At 36.8% G+C, this 22,900-nt stretch carries 12 protein-coding genes; 9 read left to right on the top strand and 3 right to left on the bottom strand.

The genetic code is table 11. The annotated features are described in order from the left end of the window. Positions 1-5,458 (bottom strand): SdrD B-like domain-containing protein (locus L2586_RS00005; protein WP_235290698.1); only part of this gene is annotated, 5,458 nt, incomplete at its 3' end. Positions 5,459-5,916: 458 nt separating this feature from the next. Between L2586_RS00005 and L2586_RS00010 the strand changes: the two genes are divergently transcribed. The 7 genes from L2586_RS00010 to L2586_RS00040 all read left to right on the top strand — a co-directional run bounded on the left by L2586_RS00010 (position 5,917) and on the right by L2586_RS00040 (position 15,971). After that, complete coding sequence (locus tag L2586_RS00010) at positions 5,917-6,066, top strand: hypothetical protein (protein WP_235290699.1); 150 nt, start codon at positions 5,917-5,919, stop codon at positions 6,064-6,066. 9 nt (positions 6,067-6,075) lie between these two features. Then, positions 6,076-7,383, top strand: coding sequence for a DEAD/DEAH box helicase (locus L2586_RS00015; RefSeq protein WP_235290700.1), 1,308 nt, complete (start codon positions 6,076-6,078; stop codon positions 7,381-7,383). Between the two features lie 48 nt (positions 7,384-7,431). Beyond that, positions 7,432-10,395, top strand: coding sequence for a VPS10 domain-containing protein (locus tag L2586_RS00020; protein WP_235290701.1), 2,964 nt, complete (start codon positions 7,432-7,434; stop codon positions 10,393-10,395). After that, complete coding sequence (locus L2586_RS00025) at positions 10,395-10,805, top strand: hypothetical protein (RefSeq protein ID WP_235290702.1); 411 nt, start codon at positions 10,395-10,397, stop codon at positions 10,803-10,805. The genes L2586_RS00020 and L2586_RS00025 overlap by 1 nt, the downstream gene beginning before the upstream one ends. A gap of 198 nt (positions 10,806-11,003) precedes the next feature. Further along, entirely contained in the window at positions 11,004-13,835 is a 2,832-nt protein-coding gene (locus tag L2586_RS00030) for an outer membrane beta-barrel protein (protein WP_235290703.1), read from the top strand. Positions 13,836-14,066: 231 nt separating this feature from the next. Next, positions 14,067-14,807: a GLPGLI family protein gene (locus L2586_RS00035; protein WP_235290704.1), complete on the top strand. Its 741-nt coding sequence runs from the start codon at positions 14,067-14,069 to the stop codon at positions 14,805-14,807. 243 nt (positions 14,808-15,050) lie between these two features. Continuing rightward, the gene (locus tag L2586_RS00040) at positions 15,051-15,971 is read left to right on the top strand and encodes a PfkB family carbohydrate kinase (protein WP_235290705.1); all 921 of its coding nucleotides are present in this window, start codon (positions 15,051-15,053) and stop codon (positions 15,969-15,971) included. 699 nt (positions 15,972-16,670) lie between these two features. Here the strand turns inward: L2586_RS00040 and L2586_RS00045 are convergent. After that, positions 16,671-18,452 (bottom strand): aminopeptidase P family protein, encoded by a 1,782-nt coding sequence (locus tag L2586_RS00045; protein WP_235290706.1) that lies wholly within the window; start codon positions 18,450-18,452, stop codon positions 16,671-16,673. A 220-nt stretch (positions 18,453-18,672) separates the two neighbouring features. On the opposite strand from L2586_RS00045, the gene rpoN reads away from it, so the two are divergent. After that, positions 18,673-20,154, top strand: coding sequence for an RNA polymerase factor sigma-54 (gene rpoN / locus L2586_RS00050; protein WP_235290707.1), 1,482 nt, complete (start codon positions 18,673-18,675; stop codon positions 20,152-20,154). Positions 20,155-20,305: 151 nt separating this feature from the next. Here rpoN and mtaB read toward each other — a convergent pair whose 3' ends face one another. After that, entirely contained in the window at positions 20,306-21,628 is a 1,323-nt protein-coding gene (gene mtaB, locus L2586_RS00055) for a tRNA (N(6)-L-threonylcarbamoyladenosine(37)-C(2))-methylthiotransferase MtaB (protein WP_235290708.1), read from the bottom strand. A 172-nt stretch (positions 21,629-21,800) separates the two neighbouring features. Between mtaB and L2586_RS00060 the strand changes: the two genes are divergently transcribed. After that, entirely contained in the window at positions 21,801-22,892 is a 1,092-nt protein-coding gene (locus tag L2586_RS00060; RefSeq protein WP_235290709.1) for an acyltransferase family protein, read from the top strand. The last annotated feature ends 8 nt before the right edge of the window (positions 22,893-22,900 follow it).

The following is a 22,900-nucleotide window of genomic DNA, read 5'->3' on the forward strand; positions in this document are numbered from 1 at the left end:
TTGTATCAATTGTTTCACCACTTGGTAAAGTCAATGTTACCGTCACATTTGCGATCACAGAATCAATAGCAGGATCGAAAACACCATTGTTATCAAGATCAACAAATAATTGATCACCGATAGAACCCGCACCTTTATAACCGAAGTCTTGAGCTAAGTTAGCTTCATTCGCAGCCAAAGTAAGATCAGAAGTATTATCATTTCCACCATCTGGATCGATGCTATTCGCAACACCAGCTGGGAAGTCAGCATCATTAGTATCAACAGTCACACTGTAATCACCAGGAGCAAGACCTTCGAAAAGATATTCACCATTTGCGTCAGTAATTGTATCAATTGTTTCACCACTTGGTAAAGTCAATGTTACCGTCACATTTGCGATCACAGAATCAATAGCAGGATCGAAAACACCATTGTTATCAAGATCAACAAATAATTGATCACCGATAGAACCTGCACCTTTATAACCAAAGTCTTGGTCTAAGTTACTTGGTGTAGTTGATGTTAAAGTAACATCACTAGTATTATCGTTTCCACCATCTGGGTCAATGCTATTCGCAACACCAGCTGGGAAGTCAGCATCATTTGTATCAACAGTCACACTGTAATCACCAGGAGCAAGACCTTCGAAAAGATATTCACCATTTGCGTCAGTAATTGTATCAATTGTTTCACCACTTGGTAAAGTCAATGTTACGGTCACATTCGCAATCACTTCATCAATAGCAGGATCGAAAACACCATTGTTATCAAGATCAACAAATAATTGATCACCGATAGAACCCGCACCTTTATAACCGAAGTCTTGGTCTAAGTTAGCTTCATTCGCTGCTAAAGTAAGATCAGAAGTATTATCATTTCCACCATCTGGATCAATGCTATTCGCAACACCAGCAGGGAAGTCAGCATCATTTGTATCAACAGTTACGCTGTAATCACCAGGCGCAAGATCTTCGAAAAGATATTTTCCATTTTCATCTGTAATGGTATCAATTGTTTCACCTGATGGTAAAGTCAATGTTACCGTAACATTTGCGATAACAGAATCAATAGCAGGATTAAACTCGCCATTGTTATCAAGATCAACAAATAATTGATCACCGATAGAACCAGCGCCTTTATAACCGAAGTCTTGAGCTAAGTTAGCTTCATTCGCAGCCAAAGTAAGATCAGAAGTATTATCATTTCCACCATCTGGATCGATGCTATTCGCAACACCAGCTGGGAAGTCAGCATCATTTGTATCAACAGTCACACTGTAATCACCAGGAGCAAGATCTTCGAAAAGATATTTTCCATTTGCATCTGTTATTGTATCAATTGTTTCACCAGATGGTAAAGTCAATGTTACGGTCACATTCGCAATCACTTCATCAATAGCAGGATCGAACTCACCGTTATTATCAAGATCAACAAATAATTGATCACCGATAGAACCCGCACCTTTATAACCAAAGTCTTGGTCTAAGTTAGCTTCATTCGCAGCCAATGTAAGATCAGAAGTATTATCATTTCCACCATCTGGATCGATGCTATTCGCAACACCAGCAGGGAAGTCTGTATCATTTGTATCAACAGTTACGCTGTAATCACCAGGAGCAAGATCTGTGAAAAGATATTTTCCATTTTCATCTGTAATGGTATCAATTGTTTCACCCGTTGGTAAAGTCAATGTTACCGTAACATTCGCAATTACAGAATCAATAGCAGGATTAAACTCGCCATTATTATCAAGATCAACAAATAATTGATCACCGATAGAACCAGCGCCTTTATAACCAAAGTCTTGAGCTAAGTTAGCTTCATTCGCTGCTAAAGTAAGATCAGAAGTATTATTATTTCCTCCGTCTGGATCGATGCTATTCGCAACACCAGCAGGGAAGTCTGTATCATTAGTATCAACAGTCACACTGTAATCACCAGGCGCAAGATCTTCGAAAAGATATTTTCCATTTGCATCTGTAATGGTATCAATTGTTTCACCAGATGGTAAAGTCAATGTTACCGTCACATTTGCGATCACAGAATCAACTGCAGGATTAAACTCGCCATTATTATCAAGATCTACGAATAATTGATCACCGATAGAACCCGCACCTTTATAACCGAAGTCTTGTTCTAAGTTATTCGGAGCAGAAGATGTTAAAGTAACATCACTTGTATTATTATTTCCTTCGTCTGGATCGATGCTATTCGCAACACCAGCAGGGAAGTCTGTATCATTAGTATCAACAGTTACGCTGTAATCACCAGGCGCAAGATCTTCGAAAATATATTTTCCATTTGCATCTGTAATGGTATCAATTGTTTCACCAGATGGTAAATTCAATGTTACCGTCACATTCGCAATCACAGAATCAACTGCAGGATCGAACTCACCATTATTATCAAGATCAACAAATAATTGATCACCGATAGAACCCGCACCTTTATAACCGAAGTCTTGAGCTAAGTTAGCTTCATTCGCTGCTAAAGTAAGATCAGAAGTATTATTATCTCCACCATCTGGATCAATGCTATTCGCAACACCTGCAGGGAAGTCTGTATCATTAGTATCAACGGTTACGCTGTAATCACCAGGAGCAAGATCTGTGAAAAGGTATTTTCCATTTTCATCTGTAATAGTAGCAATTGTTTCACCCGTTGGTAAAGTCAATGTTACCGTCACATTCGCAATCACTTCATCAATTGCAGGATCGAAAACACCATTGTTATCAAGATCAACATATAATTGATCACCGATAGAACCCGCACCTTTATAACCGAAGTCTTGTTCTAAGTTATTCGGAGCAGAAGATGTTAAAGTAACATCACTTGTATTATTATTTCCTTCGTCTGGATCGATGCTATTCGCAACACCAGCAGGGAAGTCTGTATCATTAGTATCAACAGTTACGCTGTAATCACCAGGCGCAAGATCTTCGAAAATATATTTTCCATTTGCATCTGTAATGGTATCAATTGTTTCACCAGATGGTAAATTCAATGTTACCGTCACATTCGCAATCACAGAATCAACTGCAGGATCGAACTCACCATTATTATCAAGATCAACAAATAATTGATCACCGATAGAACCCGCACCTTTATAACCGAAGTCTTGAGCTAAGTTAGCTTCATTCGCTGCTAAAGTAAGATCAGAAGTATTATTATCTCCACCATCTGGATCAATGCTATTCGCAACACCTGCAGGGAAGTCTGTATCATTAGTATCAACAGTTACGCTGTAATCACCAGGAGCAAGATCTGTGAAAAGGTATTTTCCATTTTCATCTGTAATAGTAGCAATTGTTTCACCCGTTGGTAAAGTCAATGTTACCGTCACATTCGCAATCACTTCATCAATTGCAGGATCGAAAACACCATTGTTATCAAGATCAACATATAATTGATCACCGATAGAACCCGCACCTTTATAACCGAAGTCTTGTTCTAAGTTATTCGGAGCAGAAGATGTTAAAGTAACATCACTTGTATTATTATTTCCTTCGTCTGGATCGATGCTATTCGCAACACCAGCAGGGAAGTCTGTATCATTTATATCAACTGTTACTGTATAATCTCCAAGTTGCAAATTGTCAAACAAGTAAAGTCCATTATTATCTGTAGTAGTTGAAATAGTGTTACCATTAGCTAACTCTAGATTTACGGTTACATTTGCAATTACAGAATCAACTGCAGGATCGAAAACACCATTATTATCAATATCTACAAACAATAAATCTCCAATAGATCCAGGACCTTGGTAACCAAAATCTACATTCGTTTTAACTTCATCGTCTGCTAGAATTACGGTTGTTGTATTCGCAGAACCGATACCATCTAAATCAACTGACGGTGTTACATCAGCAGGAAAGTCCACATCATTTGCATCTACAGCAACTGTAAACTCGCCTCCAGGTAATTCATCGAAAATATATTGACCATTACTATCTGTTGTCACCGTATCTTTATGTCCAAAAGCATCTGTTAAAATCACATCTACATTTGCAATTGGATCATCAATTCCAGCATCATATACACCATTGTTATTGTTGTCAATAAATAATTGATCAGAAATCGAAGCGTTTTGATCTGGAGCACAGAAAAGAATATTCGTAATGGCTATAACTCTTGTAGTGGGGTCATAAGGACTAGGTTTTGATGGATCATTATATCCTTCCTCATTATATTGTAGCGTAAAACTATCTATCGCTTGTTCGAAGTAAACATTGAACGTTGTTCTATCATTTTCACCATCTTGAGCATCATCCAATCCAAGTGGATGGGCAGTTACTGTATTCCCAGTCCCGCCATTAGTCGGAGAAACTGCTGGCCATTCGAATGTAGGATTTATTGCTATTCCATTAGCATAACCAATAATCTGTACTTGGTCTCTTCTATCATCAATTTCCGTAGGGTTTGATGTACTATTATCAACATCATATACGGAAAATCGTACATCTTCTAAAGGTTGATTAAAGACAACTGAACTTTTGACAGAACTTCTATTTCTTACTGCATCGCTAGGTCCATTCATTCTAATTTTTAAATTAGAAAGTCCATCTCCAAGTCCACCATAGTTTTCACTAAATCTAGTAGTTTCATCTGGTGAGTTTGTGCCAATATTAGTAGGTACAAGATCTTCAGTATCACCGCTAAAACTAATATCAGTGTAAATGCTTCCTCCATTCGGATTAGTAATTTCATAAGTATGCGAAAGCGCACCTGCTGGATATCCTTCTGCACCTGCTGCCCAGTCTAACTTGGTCATTCCTGTAGTACATGCAATTTCTGGAGCATCATTCACACATGCTTTAATATCTCCTAAACCAGAATTAATACCACCACCAGGTCTTGAAAACGTAACCGTAACAGAACTTACTGGATTCGGGTAAAGTACATTTAGCGTTCCGTTTGTATCGTTATCAGATGATCGGCCTCTTCCTGTTACCGTTGGTGATGCATGAACAAAAGTAGGAGAACCAGATGCAGGTGTTAACGTTGGATTTCCATTATCGCTTGTAAATACAAGTGCATCATTGTAATCAATATCATACATCGAAAACTGTAGATTGTCTACAGGTTCAGAAAATGTCAATTTATAAGTTATCGTTCCACCTCCATCTGCTGAAGCACGCAACGCTACCCCATTTCCATTGATGCCACCTGCTTGGTTGAAACCATTTGTTCTAAATGGAGAATTGTTACTGAAAGTTGTTCCAGAAATAGAAACATCAATATTTAGATTAGTAGAGCCGAATCCATAATCTATGGTTGGTTCTCCGGATTTCCATCTAGCGATGTCCCAATCGAAATTAGCTTCGTATTGGCCAACGTCGCAAGTTTGAGCTTGCAGGTTAGTTGATAAGAAAGTTAAAAAAAGTAAAGCAAAGAATACTAAGTTAGTCGGACTTAGTAAAGTTGGTTTTGGGCCATTCTTTGTTTTTGCAATAGTTGCATGTGCAATTTTCCTCATTATTTTGTAGTGTTGTATTTATGTTCTTTTTTTTCAAAAAATAATAACTCGAAAGAAATTCCAGGTTTCTTAGAATTATATTATGTATTGGTAAGACTTGAAAAAAATGCTAGGTCACATAAAATATAGACGAGAAAGGGTGTCTAATTTTATAAAAAATGCAATACTTTAGGTCTTTGAATTTTAGGGTTAAATTCTATATGTCTATATTCCAGTCACTTAGGTAATTGTGATTGTTTACAGTAGACATACGTATAATAAGACAGCAATAGATTTCATTACCCCTACAATTGTCAAATCTTTTACATTTAAAGAAACATCGTGAATCCAAGTAACATTTAGGAATGAAATTCAGCCTATAGTGATTAAATGTTAAATTAATACGGATAAATTTGATACTTTTAGTAAATAGTATATTTTCGTTATGACATTTATTTTTGTAAAATGCTTTAAGTAAAATGAAAAAGGGAAAAAAATTCCGAGATAGCCTTGAATTGGATGTTGATGCAATAAAAACTCCACCGAAAAAAAAGAAGAAATTGCATCTTGGACCCAAGAAACAAATATTATCTAAGTATTCGATCGAAATCTACGATGAAGAAGAGTAGCTTTGTGGGATGAATATCTACGCTAAAGCTCAGCAAAAATTAAATATTACTTCCTTTAACGAAATGCAGAAGGAAGCTTTTGAAAAGATTCCTTCTGGTGAAGATGTCGTTTTACTGTCTCGGACTGGTTCCGGAAAGACACTTGCCTTTCTATTACCTCTTTTAGACCAGATTGATCCTGCCATTAAAAGAACACAGCTTCTTATTATTGCTCCTACACGAGAAATAGCACTTCAGTTAACAAGTGTTACTCAAGATCTAAGGTTTGGCTTTAATATTTTATGTTGTTATGGTGGACACCCGATTCGTTTCGAAAAGAAAGCATTATTATCATTTCCAGATATCATTATTGGAACACCTGGGCGAATTTTAGACCATCTAGATCGAGAAACAATCGATCCCCTTACGCTTAAGTTTTTGGTCTTGGATGAATTTGACAAAACACTCGAAATGGGTTTTCACGAACAAATGCAATCTATTATCAAGCATTTAAGATACAAGCCCCAATATATCTTGACTTCTGCTACAGAAGCATTAGAGATTCCAAGTTTTGTTCCACTTAACAATGCGGAGACGATAAACTACATTGAAGATCAAACCATTAAAGGACTTAAACTACATGTAGTTCCTTCACCTGCTAAAGATAAACTAGAAACATTATTTCAATTGATCAATGATATCGGTCACCAGTCTACCTTCATTTTTTGCAATTATCGAGAAACCGTGCAAAGAATCAGCGATTATCTGAAGAGTAAGAAGATTCATAACGATATCTTACATGGAGGTCTTCAGCAGATGGATAGAGAAAATGTCCTCAGCAAGTTTCGAAATGGTTCTGTTAGGATTTTGGTAACAACAGACCTAGCTGGGCGGGGATTAGATATTCCTTTAGTTGAAAATGTCGTGCATTACCACTTACCATCTAGCGAAGAAACTTTTATTCATCGGAATGGAAGAACAGCAAGGATGGAATCTGATGGCGATGCTTACACCATTACTTTTCATGAGGAAGAAACACCTGATTTTATAAAAAAAATTGATCATGAATATCTGCCGACGGGAGAAACACGTGATTTGCCACTGCCAGATTTCGAAACCGTCATGATCAATAAAGGGAAGAGAGACAAGGTTCGAAAAGGCGATGTTGTCGGATTTTTATTTAAAATTGGAGCATTAGGAAAAGAAGAACTTGGCTTAATCGAAGTAAAAGATAATTTTTCACTTGCAGGTGTCTCTAGAAACGCAGCAAGTTCTCTTGTAAAGAAAACCAATAATCAAAAAATCAAAGGTAAGAAGGCACTAGTTCGGATATTATAGCTTAGACATTATTTATAATTTTATCTTTATAATTATAAATAACCATTTATGAAATTATCCTTATTTATTGCTCTGAGCTTGATTCCATTTCTAATTTTTGCTCAATTAGATGTACCTCCTAATGCCCTATCGTTTCGAAACATTGGTCCTGAAAGAGGAGGGAGATGTACTGCGGTAGAAGGTGTTAATGACCAAGTGAATGTCTATTATGCAGGGTATACTGGAAGTGGTGTATGGAAAACGGAGGATTATGGAGAAACGTGGGAGAATATATCTGATGGATTTTTCGATTCTCCATCTATCGGTTCTATAGATGTCTATCAGAAGAATCCCAATATCATTTATGTTGGAACAGGTACGGACGGCATTCGAAGTAATCTTATAGAAGGAAAAGGAGTTTATAAGTCGGTGAATGCTGGGAAAACCTGGACGTTTGTCGGGCTTAGAGACGCTGGACAGATCGGAAGTGTAGAAATTCATCCTGAGAATCCAGACATTGTTTTTGTTGCTGCGATTGGAAATGCTTTCACTGAAAATGAGGAACGAGGAGTTTACAAAACGACTGATGGTGGCGCAACTTGGAATAAAGTTTTAAACATATCCGATAAAACTGGATTTTCTGACTTGGAGTTTCATCCTAGTAATTCTAAAATAATCTACGCAGCTGCTTGGATGGCACAGAGGAAGCCTTGGACGATTATTAGTGGTGGAGATGAAAATGGTATTTACAAATCTGAAGATAGCGGTGCAACTTGGAAGAAAGTTGACAATGGATTGCCTAAATTGAAAGGAAAAATAGACCTCGCGGTTTCTGCGGCTGATCCGGAAAGATTATATGCGCTGGTAGAAGCGGCGGGAAAAGAAAGCGGTTTATACCGGACAGATAACGGAGGTAAGGATTTTGTACAGGTTTCTTCTAAAGATGGTTTGCTTAATAGGCCGTTTTACTACACTAATTTATATGCTGATCCAACTAATGCAGCGCATATTTATTCCTTAGCTACGAGAGGTTACGAATCTCATGATGGTGGGAAAACATGGAAGTCATTTAATGCAAGACATGGGGATCATCACGATATCTGGATGAATCCTAATCATCCGAATTACATCGTACAGTCTAATGATGGAGGAGCCAATATTTCATTGAACGGTGGAAAATCGTGGTCCACACAATTTAATCAACCAACTGCTGAAATCTACCAAGTAGAAGTTGATAACCAATTTCCTTATTGGGTGTATGGAGGTCAGCAAGACAATTACTCCACTATATCTGTTCCAAGTTTGCCTCCATACGGAATGCAAGCGGGACATACAGCGTACATTATGAATACTGGAGGCTGTGAAACAGGACCCGCTGTTCCTAATCCGATCAATTCCAATATTGTTTATTCTAATTGCAAGGGCCGTTTTAGTAGGTATAATAAATTAACAGGGCAAGCACAAGAATATAGCGTCGGAGGTTATTATATGTATGGTCATGACCCAAAAGATTTACCCTATCGATTTCAAAGAGTGTCACCCATTCATGTGTCTCCCCATAATCCAAGCGTAATCTATCATTGTTCACAATTTGTCCATAAGACAGAGGATGAAGGAAGAACATGGACGATTATTTCACCAGATTTAACTGCTTTCACTCCAGAAACTCAAGGAGTATCTGGTGAGCCATTTACAAGAGATATCACCGGGGAAGAATTTTACAGCACTATTTATGCGATAAAAGAATCTACATTGGAAGAGGGAGTTATCTGGGTAGGAGCCAATGATGGACCTATTCATGTCACCAAGGATGGTGGTAAAAATTGGATAGATGTAACTCCTGAAAATTTGCCGCCAGGTGGAAGAGTAGATGCTGTAGAACCATCAGCTCATATTAAAGGTAAAGCCTTCGTCTGTGTATTAAGATATCAGCTAGGTGATCAGAAACCTTACATATATAAAACATTAGACTATGGTCAATCGTGGGAGTTAATTACAAAGGGTATTCCGGATGATTTTCCAGTTAGGGTATTAAGAGAAGATTCCGAAAAGCCAGGTTTGTTGTTTGCGGGAGCAGAATATGGACTATTTATGAGCATGGATGATGGCGATCATTGGTATAAATTTCAAAAGAACTTACCAGTTGTTCCGATTACAGATCTGAAAATACATAGAAACGATGTTGTCATCAGTACAATGGGTAGAGGGTTCTGGATATTGGATGATATGGCAGTATTGCGTACATCTAGTAATGAAATTCTGCACAAACCAAGTGACACCTACACATATAGATACAGTTCTAGAACACCTTCAGATCGAATTTCTACACATATTACTTATCCTTCACCAGGGGTTCATTTTGACTATACGCTAAAAGAAGACTTAGAGGATCCTATTTTTATGGAAATATTAAATGCCGACAATCAGGTTGTAAGGCGTTATCGTTCAGAGAAAGGAAAGAAGGATACAGCGACAGTGAAAGAGAATATGAATACCAGTTCTGTTGAATATACGGAAACAAAATCCTTGAAAACGAAGAAAGGTGCTTACCGGTTCAAATGGGACATGAGACATGATTCGAGAGTTTTGGCTAGTCCAGGGAAATATAAGATAAGGTTGTTTAGCAAGAGTTTCGATGAGTCTCAGAATTTTAATCTGTTGGCTGATCCTAGATTGACTGCGGATGGATTTTCCGAAGCGGACTATAAAGCTCAAGAGAAATTTTCAATAGAAGTAGCTGAATTGATAGATAGGGTAGAGCTGTATATTAAAGAAACGAAGAAAAAAGTTAAAGAATTAGAAGCGATTAAAGGTCGAACTTCGAAACAAGAAAAACAATTGAAAATCCTTAACAGCAAATTGGCAAAAATAGAAAATGAAAAGAATATTGCTTATCCTCAGCAAATGTATCTAGCACAATTAAAGTATTTATTCGGTGCGAATAATGGCTCTTATAAGTATATTAACAATGATGCAATGAAAAGGTGGAAGGAGTTGCAACTAGAATTTGAAAAAATAGAAGGTCTAGAATAATGATCGAATACTTTAAATTGCTTATTGATTTTGGGTTACTAATTATGGTATGGCTCGTTCACTATAGCATCTATCCAAGTTTTCAATATTTTTCCAAAGAAGAACTTCTGAATTGGCACCCGAAATATACCCGATCCATGATGTGGATTGCTGGGCCGTTAATGCTTGCGCAGTTAGGAGTGTCCATTTACGTAATGACGATTAGCAATGCAACGTTCATCATTTTGAATTTAGTGTTAGTCATCACAACATGGCTGATTACATTTTTATGGGCAGTGCCTCTTCATCGATCGATAGAGCAGGGAGGAAACATTGGTACTATTTTGAAAAAGCTTATGAAGATGAATAGGATTAGAGCTTGGATCTGGACTATCATTTTCATTTGGACACTAAAAATCATGACTTTTTAAGTTAAAAATTGATTTTTTTCGGGTTTTGCGCAACCTTTTTCAGAAAGGTTAGTATCTAGTTTAGCACCAACTCAACGGATTTATGCATCTATTGGTCTATATAATGAACACCTTAACATTTTATTAATAGCTAAATGAAAATTTATAACGCAAATTTACGTTATAGAATGCAATAGCTTCTATTTTAAACCAAGACAAATGAAACAACTTACTTTAGCATTTCTGCTTATCTGCATTTCTATATCCTTAAATGCGCAAAAAAACTCTTACAGAATAGACGGGATGGCATTCGACACTTTGAATGATCCATTAGTTGCTGCAACCGTGTTATTACTTGAAAAATCTGATTCTACGATGATCGATTTTGCAAGGACTGATTTAGATGGTTCTTTTGTCTTCAAGAAAGTCCCACCTGGGGAACACGTTGTTAAGATTACTTATCTAGGATTTATACCTATGGCTGTAGATGCTTCGTCTACAGATGGTTCTAATGTTGACGTAGGAAGGCTTGAATTAACAGAAATTGCTCAAGAACTGATGGAAGTTGTCATCAAAGCGGCAAAAGCGCCAATGAAAATCAGAGGAGATACCATAGAATATGATGCGACCACATTCAAAGTTCCGCCAGGATCTTCTGTGGAAGAACTACTCAAAAGATTGCCAGGTATGGAAGTCGGACAAGATGGTGGCTTGACGTCAGAAGGAAAGAACATTTCAAAAGTTACAGTTGATGGAAAGTCATTTTTTGGATCTGATCCGAAGGCAGCAACTAAAAACTTACCAGCAGAAGGCATATCTAAAATACAGGTCTTTGATACGAAAACAGAGACAGAAGAAATAACAGGATCGACTTCGGAAGCCCAGACCAAGACTATGAACTTAGAGCTGAAAGATGACTTTAAGAAAGGTGGTTTCGGGAAAGTAGTAGGTGGAATAGGAACTGAATCTAGAGCTGAATTAAAGGGGAATTACAATAAGTTCAACGAGAAAATCCAGTTTGCTATGCTCGGTGTAGGAAATAATACGGGTAGAAATGGCCTGGGATGGGATGATTACCAAGATTTTATGGGATCTAACTCCTTTAATTTCAATGATGGTGGTGACTATGGCTTCGGAGGAGGCGGTGGTATGTTCATAACATTTGGTGGTGGTGATGCAGGTATAGAATCCAGTATTCAGAATGTATTTTTCAATAATAGAAATAATGGAGGTTATCCGCAGAATTATAATGGTGGTCTTAACTTTAATTATGATCACAATAAAAATAAATTGAATTCTGTCTACTATTTTAATCAGTCGGGACTAGAGAAAGAGACTAATTCTAGAACAGAGTCTTTCTTCGATGATTTCACGAGTGAAAATATTTCAAATCGAAGGAATGATGATGTTTCAGCAGGGCATAGAGCGGAAGTAGGTTTCGAGAAGGAAATCGATACATTTCACACGATAAAAGTAGGCTTGAATCTCGCATCAATTAATAAAACTGATCGAGAATTTGGTACCACAAAACTATATAGAAATGATTTGTTATCCACTACCAGTGGTTACAAAGATATTCTACAATCACAAGGGTATTTAATCAATGCGCAAGCACTTCTAAGAAAGAAATTTAAAAAGAAAGGAAGAAGAATGGGATTAAATGCGTCTTATCTTAATACGGGATTAGATGATGAGGGAACGCTTGAATCTGAAAATAACTTCTATGATCCTAGTGAGATGATTGACAGTGTTTCATTGATAGACCAGATCAATAGCAGCCTTGCTAATAAAAATCAATTTAAGGCGAATGCATTATACGTCGAGCCTATTGGGAAAAAGTTCTTCTTTCAGACCTTCTTTAATCATAGTACGAGAATCGAAGATGGAGATCGTGATGTTTTTGACATAACGAATGAAAATAAAGAGGTTAACGGATTCCTAAGTCGGACTTACCGGAATCAGATCATGCTGAATAGATTAGGAGCAGAAATAAGATATACTTATCAAGGTGTAAATGTTTCTGTGGGTTCTGCATATCAAAATTTTGACCTAACGGGCGTTTATAATGGTAAAGGGAGTGAAGGAATCAAGGGAGATATTGACAAGTCGTACACAAAATGGATTCCGAATGTAGGTATCAATTTCAATCCTGTGAAGAATAGTTATGTATCTATGAATTATAGTGTAAGTGCTCGAGAACCGTCTATTACTAATCTTCAGCCCATCGTAGACAATAGAAATCCATTGTACATCAGGGAAGGAAATCCGAACTTGGTTCCGTCTATTAATCATAGAATTAGTGGTTACTTTAGTGTGAATAAGCCAGCAACTTCATTGAGATTTAGTGTGAATGCTTCATATACTTACAACGAGGATCAGATCATCAATAAACAAACAGTTGATGAGAATCTCGTAACCTATACAACACCAGTTAATTATTCAGGTGGCCAACAATTAGGATTATATTCTAATGTGAGTCTTCCTATTTTAAAGAATAAGATTACAGCAAGAGTTAATTTCTCTTCGAATATTAGTAAGAGTTTCGCTATTGTCAATGACATATTAAATGAAACAAATTCCATAGGTTACAGACCTTCTGTGAGATTTAACATAACCGCTTCTGAGGATTTATCACTTTACTTGAATGCCAATTTCAACATCGTTAATACAAAGTATAATATTAATACGAGTCAAGATCAGAGAACATTTAATAACTCTTATGGTGCAGAATTCAACGCAAAAACTTTTGCAGGGATTTACTTGAATTCGAATTTCAATTTCGATCAGTATAGAAATGATCGATTTGATTTTAATCAGAGTGTTCCTATCCTTAATGCATCCATTTACAAAAGGTGGTTAGCTGGAGATAAGTTAGAAACAAGAATTTCTTTGTATGATGGATTAAATCAAAATCGGAATGTATCTCAATATGCTTCTGGTAATAGTGTGAGTTCATCAGAAACATTTGCAATAGGGAGGTATGTTATGTTTAGTTTGACGTATAACATAAGAGGAATGAAATCGGATGTTAGAAGAAATAGTTGGTGGTAATCACTCGGTTTTAACGCAGTTAATATTAAAGAGACTAAATGGGAAGGAGAGGTATTAACGAAGTTAATATTAAAGAGACTAAATGTCTCTTTAAAACGATTGAACCGAATCATCAGATTCGGGTGGGTGAGCCAGAGGTTTTAAAAAGATAAAAAACAAAAATTAATGTAGGGTAAGGTGATTTCAAAAAAGGAACCTTTATAACATTGAGAAAAGAAGTATAAGTAAAGTATGAAACAAATAATAACCGTTTTTTTAGTCGTTATCATAGCGTTCAGTGCGAATGCTCAGAAGAAATCTGGAACCATAGAATTTGATCGAAAACAAGATTGGATTCAGATCATGTCCAAGTTGCCATATATGACCCAAGAAGAAATCGATAGAAGTCGATTGACGTGGGGGAAGAATGAGGGAAACGGGCAGCCATTCATCTTGTATTTTAACGAAAACGAGAGTCTGTATACGTACAAAGAAGAAGTGAGTGATTACGGTTATTCATGGAAGAAAGATGACTACGTAGTTATTAGGGACTATGAAAATAAGACCATTTACGATAAGATTGATTTTTTAGGTAGAACCTATATTTTACAGGAAGATGCACCTCGAATAAAATGGAAAATTCTTAATGAGATAAAGGAAGTGGCAGGTTATCTGTGTATGAAGGCAGAAACAGTTGATACCGTAAAAGGGACTAAGATTCATGCATGGTTTTCAGATGAAATACCTGTTTATGCTGGTCCAGAAGGATTCTACGGATTGCCTGGAATGATATTGGGATTAGATTTTAATGATGGCGATGTAATCGTTGAAGCAACTAAGGTTACTTTTTCAGACGAGGTCGTTGAATTACCGATTCCTAAGAAAATGAAGGGACGAAAATTGACGGTTGCAGAAATGAATACCAAGGCCAAGAAATACATCGAAGAATCGATCGAAGGGCGGAAGAATCCGTATTGGCAGATGAGATACTAATTAGTATCGATCTGGCAGCACTCTTCGATCTAACACTCTTTCTCGATCTGACAGTCTTTCTCGATCTGACAGCGCTTTAAGCGATGTTAGATCTTAATCGGCGAGATTGATGTCATCGCAAAAAGCGCTAACATCATGGCCTATCTTATACTATAGATTCAACTTCCTTACTATTGATCGCAGTTATTGTTCAGATAACGTTCTAATTTTATTACTTTTGCGCCCAATATAAAATAAAAATAAATGAGCTTATTAACTGTTGGAACAGTCGCATTCGATACCATAGAAACCCCATTCGGCAAAGCTGAAATGTGCATCGGTGGTGCTTGTACATATATTTCATGGGCAGCATCTTACTTTACAGATAAAATTAACCTTGTATCTATCGTAGGTGATGATTTCCCTCAAGAAGAAATAGAATTACTTCATAAAAGAGGTGTAAATACGGATGGTCTTGAAATCGTAGAAGGGAAGAAGTCTTTCTTTTGGGCTGGAAAGTATCATGATAATATGAATCAACGTGATACGATCACAACAGATCTTAATGTTCTTGCAGACTTCGATCCACAGTTACCACAATCATATAAATCTAGTGATTTCTTGATGCTAGGGAACTTGACACCTGAAATCCAACTTCAAGTATTAGAGCAAATGGAAACTAAGCCGAAGCTTGTAGTAATGGACACTATGAATTTTTGGATGGATATTGCACTTGATGCACTTCACAAGGTTATTGCTAAAGTGGATGTGATTACGATCAATGATGAAGAAGCGAGACAACTTTCAGGTGAGCATGCACTAGTTACCGCTGCGAAGAAAATCCATGAAATGGGCCCTAAGATTGTAATTATCAAGAAAGGTGAGCACGGTGCATTGCTATTTAATGAAGGTCAGATATTTTCTGCACCGGCATTACCATTGGCTCAAGTATTCGATCCTACAGGAGCTGGAGATACCTTTGCTGGTGGATTCATCGGTTACTTAGCGGGAAATAGCGATTTATCTTTTGAGAACTTGAAGCGTGCTGTGATATATGGTTCTACGATGGCATCATTTTGTGTAGAAGAATTCAGTATTGAAAAATTAAAGAATTTGACTCAAGAGATGATTAAAGAAAGAGCTGAAAAGTTTGTCGAAATAAGCGGTGTAAGCTTACAACATTAAAAGAGCAGGAACATTAGTTCCGAGAATCTTCAATTAGTTATGATAGCTATGGACTTCGGTCCTTTGGAATTGTTAGCCTCGCTTTGATTAGCGAGGGCCTAATAATCCTATTACTCAATAGTACCTTCTTTACTTAATATCGTATTTCACATTAGTGGAGCACGAACTTATGGTCATGATAATTGAATGTCGCGCATATAAAAATCAAGATCCTATTAGAACTCAAAAAAATTTACCTAGAAAAGAAATGAAAGCTCACTATTAAGTGAGATTCTTTAGAAATCTGTCGAAGAAATAAACAGTAGAGGCTTACTCCTAATTAAAACGTAAGGTTGAAGTTTTTATAATAAACCCATATCAGGAGAATTATAAAAAGGGCAAAGAAGATGACGAACTTCCCTAAACAAGATCCTTTTTTACCATAATTGTTGTCTGAACTGCTCATCTTTTAAACGTCTTATTTTGCTGCAAAGTAAAACAAAGATATCCTATTCTACAAGTGAAAAGAATGAAAAGATTCAAATGAATTGGTTTTCATGCGTTTCACCACCGAACATTGTGAAGCGTACTTGGCTGTATAAGCTATAGCGCTTTGATTATTAGGTTCTTATGAAACATGTGGCAGCCAAGGCTGAAATCCACTGATTTATCAACTTAACACCCTATTTTACGATCTGAACTGTTTTAAGAAGCCAAACCTCAAACCGCCTCGCATTTCTTATTCAACCATGTTTTCTCAGAATCATCTAGAAAAGGAGATAGTTTTTCATATACCTTAACATGGTATTTGTTTAACCATTCGATCTCCTGTGGAGACATTATTTCCAACGCAATTAACGCAGTATCAATAGGGAACAGCGTTAAGGTTTCAAATTTTAAAAATTTGCCCGAATCACTATTTCCTGACTTAACCGTCAAAAGACAATTCTCTATTCGAATCCCAAATTTGCCTGAAGCGTAGTATCCTGGCTCATTAGTCGTAACCATATGCTCTTCGATACTGTTCTTACTTTTCGAAGCAACCCCAGGATGAAACCCTTGTGGACCTTCATGAACATTCAGAAAGAATCCGACACCATGCCCTGTCCCATGTAAGAAGTTTAAGTGCTTTTCCCAAAGCGAAAATCTGGCTAATGTATCCAACTGAACCCCTAAAGTTCCTTCAGGGAATACAGCTCGATCGAGTGCAATATTTCCTTTCAGAACACGTGTGTAAGCATCTTTTTCCTCATTGGATGGCTGTCCTAAAGTGATGGTCCTTGTAATATCAGTTGTGCCATCTAGATACTGACCACCACTATCAATTAATAGAACACCGGTTGGTTTTATCTTTGCAGATTTTTCAGCAGAAGGCGAATAATGGACGATTGCGCCATTTCCTTTGTAACCGACGATTGCTCCGAAACTTTCAGATTGGTAGCCTTGCTGAAGTGAACGGAACTCAGCAATTTTTTGCACAAGGTCATATTCACTTGGTTCTAAGTGGATGTTATTCTCCAGCCAAATGTAGAATCGGGTGAGTGCAACTCCATCTTTGATCATTACATTTCGAAAATGCTGGATTTCTACCTCATTTTTAAGGGCTTTCATTCCTATAGATGGCAAGGTTTTATCAATGATATTCCTCGTATTGATGGCTCTTGCTAATGCATAACTTATCGTAGCATTGTCAACTAAGATTGACTTTTCTACTGGAATTTCATTTAATGCCTTCCATATATTATCATAGGGCTTTAGGTCAATGTTTTCCATTTCAAATAAATCTATAAGATTGGTGGGTACCTTTGCAATATCAATGAATAAGGTGGCAGCTTCATGAGTTATTAATGCATAAGAATAGGCAACGGGATTATACTGTACATCTTTTCCTCTTATATTGAAAATCCAAGCAATATCATCTAGCGTACTCACTAAGTGATAGTCTGCACCTTGATCTTTCATTTGACTTCTTATTCGCTTTAACTTTGAAGATCTGGATTCGCCAGCATAAGTTATTTCTAATTCGAAGATTGGGTCTTGTGGCAAGCTTGGTCTGTCGCCCCATATTTCAGCTATTAAGTCTAGCGTGGCATCCAGTTTTAAATTATTCTTGGTCAATTTTTTCTCGAAAGACGCAAGCTGACGTTTAGAAAACAAGCGACCATCACAAGCAACGGTATCACCAGCGTCCAGATTTTCGATAATCCAATCAATATATTGAGGGCTGTCTTGGTTATATACTTTATAAAGATCAAATCCGCTTCCTTTCAGTTCCTCTTCTCCTTGGATAAAATATCGAGAATCTGTCCACACACCTGCTTCCTTCATAGTTACAGCTGCGGTACCTGCAGAACCAGTAAATCCGCTAATCCAAGCTCGTCCTTTCCAATAATGAGCAACATATTCACCCTGATGAGGATCACTACTAGGAATAATATATGCACTTATTTGGTGATTATTCATTAGATTACGAAGAGCAGCTAAATTTGTATGATTCGACATATTACGATATTGTGTAAAGTGTATTAGATTAAAAATAAATGAAAAATATATTATAAAATGTTTTAATATGAAATAATTGGCTTTATATTTGCTTGAACATTATCAGAGAAACCTACCAACGGTTCTGAGAATGTACATTTAAATAAGAAGCTATAAGAACTTTACCAATTATGGTATTGTTAATATAAGCGGAAATTTAGTAATTCTAAATCCATTACCGATGTTAAAGCAGAGATTAAGTCAGAAAATGATCCAGAAGCTGTCCCCACAGCAGATTCAGGTCATGAAGTTGTTGCAGATACCTACTGCTTCTTTAGATCAAAGAATCAAAGAAGAGTTAGAGTCTAATCCTGCCCTAGAAGAAGGAGAAGAAGAATTTCAAGAAGTTTTTGACTTAGAGGATTCTGATTCAGACTCTGATTCAGATTCAGATGATTTTGAATTAGATGATTACATCAATGAATATATAGAGGATGATCCGATTTCGTACAAGTTAAAGGATAATACAACATCTATTGAGGAAGATAAAAATATTCCATATGCTGTCGAAAGATCTTTTCACGAGGAATTAGAGCGACAATTAGGTTTGTTGAATTTCCAAGATGAAAGGATGCAGAAGATTGCAGAACAGATTATTGGAAGTATAGACGATGATGGTTATCTAAGAAGAGATCCACTAGCAATAATTGATGATTTGCTTTTTTCTCAGAATATTGAAGCGGAAGAAGAAGAGGTAATTACGATGATTAAGCGAATTCAGCGATTTGATCCAGCTGGTGTAGCTGCTAAGGATTTGCAAGAGTGTTTACTTATTCAGCTAGAAGATAAAATTGACAGAAAAGAAGAAAATAATATAGAAGCGAAGGCACTCGCATTGCGGATTCTTTCTGATTACTTTGATGAGTTTACTAAGAAGCACTATCAAAAGCTTCAGCGATCTCTATTTATATCTGAAAGCCAACTGAAGGATGCGATAGAAGAAATTCTGAAATTGAATCCGAAGCCAGCGACTAGTATAGATTCTTCTAGAAGAAATTCGACTCATTATATCGTTCCAGATTTTATCATCAGCAATAGAGATGGGGAATTGGAACTGACATTGAATAATAAAAATGCTCCAGATCTAAGGATTAATGATCAGTATCTGGATATGTTGAAGTCTTATAAGCACGCAACTGACGGAAGAAGAAGTTCTAAGAAGGAAAGGGAAGCGGTGATGTTTATTAAGCAAAAAATAGATTCTGCAAAGTGGTTTATAGATGCTATTCTACAACGTCAAGATACCTTATTCAAGACGATGTATTCGATCATGCAGTATCAAAAAGATTATTTCACGACAGGTGATGAGCGAAGGCTGAAACCAATGATCCTGAAGGATATAGCGGACATTACTAATCTAGATATTTCTACAATTTCAAGAGTAGCAAATAGTAAGTTTGTTCAGTCAGAATTTGGATCTAGGAAGTTGAAAAGTTTCTTCTCTGAGTCCTTGCAGACCATGGATGGTGAGGAAGTTTCAACTTTAGAGGTGAAGAATATATTAGCGGAAATCATCAGTAACGAAAATAAAAAGAAGCCTTTATCTGATGAAAAGCTGAAGGACATGTTAAGAGGAAGAGGATACAATATTGCAAGAAGGACGGTTGCTAAATATAGAGAGCAATTAAATATTCCGGTTGCAAGGTTAAGAAAGGAGCTGTAAGTTGGATGCTTTTAGTTTTTAGTTGATCTAGTATCTTGGCACATTACTTTTAAGCAAGAAAATGAGGGTGAGAAAAAGCGATGGGGCTAAAATATATCAACCTAAAGTCGAGGTCTATTATGTAACTCAACTTTTCTATATTGACTCAACACTAAAGACTCAAAACTGACGATCGGGCTTCCATTAAACCTTCTACATTCAGTCTTTCCAGTTTAACTTTCATAATTGAATTTGGGATCGCTCCTTCTTGAAATACCTTTACGTAGTTCTCTGTGAATCCTACATTGCCATCTTCGAAGATGACCGTTCTAGTTGTTCCTACTTGACGATTATAAAAAGCTCGTTTTTTCTTTTCCGATAAGATGCGTAACATTTCATTTCTTTCTCGTCTTATATTCATCGGAACTTTCCCGCCAAGCTCAGCAGCAGGCGTATTCGGTCTTTCTGAATAAGTGAATACATGAAGATAATCGATGTCTAACTCCTTCAGAAAATGATAAGTTTCTAAGAAATCTTCTTGTGTTTCTCCTGGGAATCCTACGATGACATCTACACCTATACAAGCATCTGGCATCAAGGATTTCACCTTAGCTACTCGAGAAGCATAAAGTTCTCTTCGGTATCTGCGCTTCATCATGCCTAAGATTTTATTCGATCCGGACTGGAGCGGCATATGGAAGTGATGAGCAAATTTTTCCGATTGACTAACAAATTCGATTACTTCGTCCGTACATAAATTCGGTTCGATAGATGATATTCGGTAACGATCTACGCCGTCATGTTTTTCGATTTCTTGTACCAGATCGATAAACATGGCTTCTTTCTTAGTTCTGGTCCCTTCGATGACTTCTGTACCATTTCCGAAGTCTCCCAAGTTAACACCAGTAAGAACGATCTCTCTAGTTCCTTTTTCTTTGATGTCGGTGATGTTTTGTAATACACTTTCGATCGTATCACTTCTGCTTTTACCTCTTGCTAAAGGAATTGTACAGAAAGTACACTTGTAATCGCAACCATCTTGGACTTTTAAAAATGTACGAGTACGGTCTCCCATCGAGTAAGATGAGATAAATGTGTTCACTTCTTTAATCTCACCCGCTTTGACCATTCCGCGACCAGAATGCTGGGTCAGCTCTTCAATATAATTAAGTATATTGAATTTTTCTGCTGCTCCAAGAACAAGGTCGACTCCTTCTATCTCTGAAATTTCTTTAGGTTTCAACTGGGCGTAACAACCTACAACTACCACTTTAGCATCTGGTGATCTTTTTAATGCTTGTCGGACGGCATACCTGCATTTTTTATCTGCGAAATCTGTTACGGAACAAGTATTCAACACAAAAATATCTGCCGGTTCTTCGAAAGCTACAGTATGATATCCTTCTTTTTCAAACATTTGTCTGATGCCAGAAGTCTCCGAGAAGTTCAGTTTGCAACCTAAGGTATGAAATGCAACGCTGGTAGGTGTAGCCATTCTTAATTCAATATTTGAGGTGCAAAGGTAAGTGTTCTTATATAATTTTCTTAATTTTCAACATAATACCAATTAGGATTGAAAATGAAATTGTCTACATTTTGATAAAAAAGACAAAGTGTTCTTGATTGACATTCAGAATTGCTAATTGGTAGGACATAAATCTGCTATTATGAAAGAACGATTACTTTCCTTGGATGTTTTTCGAGGAATGACCATTTGCTTTATGATCATTGTGAATACTCCAGGTACTTGGAAATATGTGTATACGCCTTTAAAACATGCAAGTTGGGAAGGAAGTACACCTACTGATTTAGTCTTTCCATTTTTCGTTTTTATCGTGGGATTATCGATGGTGTTTTCATTTTCTCGTATAGCTGGACAAGAAAAATCAGCTATTGCGTTAAAGATTTTAAGACGAACAGCTCTTATTTTTTTAGTGGGTTTATTCTTGAATTGGTTTCCATTTTTTCATAAAAACATTGCAGATCTAAGAATCATGGGTGTTCTACAGAAGATCGCATTATCATATGGAGGAGCAGCATTCATTGTTTTATATGCTAGGAAGAGCTGGTTGCCATATATAACGGCTGTCGTTTTACTCGGTTATTGGGCTTTATTATATGGACTCGGAGGAGAAATTCCGTATGGATTAGATGATAACATCGTCAGAACTGTGGATTTGAAGATACTAGGAGAGTCACATTTATATGGCGGTTTTGGAATCCCATTTGATCCAGAAGGACTGTTAAGTTGTCTTCCAAGTATAGGCACCGTTTTATTGGGTTATATCTTTGGAAGTAGAATATTAGCAGTAGAATCGAAGTCGAAATTGATTCAAGAATATACGATTGCGGGTGCATTGTTAGTAGGTGCAGGCTTGGTTTGGGGAATGAGTTTCCCGATCATTAAGGCGCTTTGGACAAGTAGTTATGTTTTATATACTGCAGGTTTAGCATTATTAGTATTTGCAATATTGATTTATGTTATCGATGTTGCTGGTTGGAAGAAATGGGCTTATCCATTCCGAGTATTTGGATTGAATCCGTTATTAGCTTATGCACTATCTGGATTAGTTTTTAGGCTGTTTATTTATGTGTTTAAGTTTGATGGAACACACCCTTATAAGTGGGCTTATGAGCATTTTTTCAATCCGACATTTGGTAATTATTTTGGATCGTTTTTCCAAGCCTTTACTTATATGGCTTTGATTTGGTTTTTTTCCTGGCTACTTTATAGAAAGAATATTGTGATTAAGCTGTAACTCATTAT

It is taken from the genome of Portibacter lacus, from assembly GCF_021533215.1.
Classification (GTDB): domain Bacteria; phylum Bacteroidota; class Bacteroidia; order Chitinophagales; family Saprospiraceae; genus Portibacter; species Portibacter lacus.

Bases quoted from the DNA above. Each gene is read 5' to 3' on its own strand.
- L2586_RS00010 (WP_235290699.1), top strand. From the start codon at position 5,917: ATGAAAAAGGGAAAAAAATTCCGAGATAGCCTTGAATTGGATGTTGAT.
- L2586_RS00015 (WP_235290700.1), top strand. From the start codon at position 6,076: ATGAATATCTACGCTAAAGCTCAGCAAAAATTAAATATTACTTCCTTT.
- L2586_RS00020 (WP_235290701.1), top strand. From the start codon at position 7,432: ATGAAATTATCCTTATTTATTGCTCTGAGCTTGATTCCATTTCTAATT.
- L2586_RS00025 (WP_235290702.1), top strand. From the start codon at position 10,395: ATGATCGAATACTTTAAATTGCTTATTGATTTTGGGTTACTAATTATG.
- L2586_RS00030 (WP_235290703.1), top strand. From the start codon at position 11,004: ATGAAACAACTTACTTTAGCATTTCTGCTTATCTGCATTTCTATATCC.
- L2586_RS00035 (WP_235290704.1), top strand. From the start codon at position 14,067: ATGAAACAAATAATAACCGTTTTTTTAGTCGTTATCATAGCGTTCAGT.
- L2586_RS00040 (WP_235290705.1), top strand. From the start codon at position 15,051: ATGAGCTTATTAACTGTTGGAACAGTCGCATTCGATACCATAGAAACC.
- L2586_RS00045 (WP_235290706.1), bottom strand. From the start codon at position 18,452: ATGTCGAATCATACAAATTTAGCTGCTCTTCGTAATCTAATGAATAAT.
- rpoN (WP_235290707.1), top strand. From the start codon at position 18,673: ATGTTAAAGCAGAGATTAAGTCAGAAAATGATCCAGAAGCTGTCCCCA.
- mtaB (WP_235290708.1), bottom strand. From the start codon at position 21,628: ATGGCTACACCTACCAGCGTTGCATTTCATACCTTAGGTTGCAAACTG.
- L2586_RS00060 (WP_235290709.1), top strand. From the start codon at position 21,801: ATGAAAGAACGATTACTTTCCTTGGATGTTTTTCGAGGAATGACCATT.